A 224-nucleotide genomic window follows, 5' to 3' on the forward strand; every position below is an offset into this window, starting at 1 on the left:
CTTTCTTCGGAATATCTCGGCATAGTGTCCTCCATTAGCCCTCCATAGCTGGATTTTAGCGCGATTCAATATCTGGACAACTATCCTGACACCGGGGGGCGGTTGCAGAACACGAACCAGTGGGGCCCGACCGGATCGAGCGCCAGTACGTCTTCGACCAATAAGCCTAGTGTATTGATGGATTTGCGCATGTCGGTGCTCCCGGTGGCCAGGTACACATTGCC

General features: G+C 54.5%; 1 protein-coding gene. It reads right to left on the reverse strand.

Annotation, left to right across the window (positions count from 1 at the left end; genetic code table 11):
- Window positions 1-80 precede the first annotated feature (80 nt).
- The gene (gene tnpB, locus BZJ21_RS16910) at window positions 81-218 is read right to left on the reverse strand and encodes an IS66 family insertion sequence element accessory protein TnpB (RefSeq protein ID WP_394329769.1); all 138 of its coding nucleotides are present in this window, start codon (window positions 216-218) and stop codon (window positions 81-83) included.
- Between the last annotated feature and the right edge of the window lie 6 nt (window positions 219-224).

This window comes from Salinivibrio costicola subsp. alcaliphilus (assembly GCF_001996185.1).
Lineage (GTDB): Bacteria > Pseudomonadota > Gammaproteobacteria > Enterobacterales > Vibrionaceae > Salinivibrio > Salinivibrio costicola.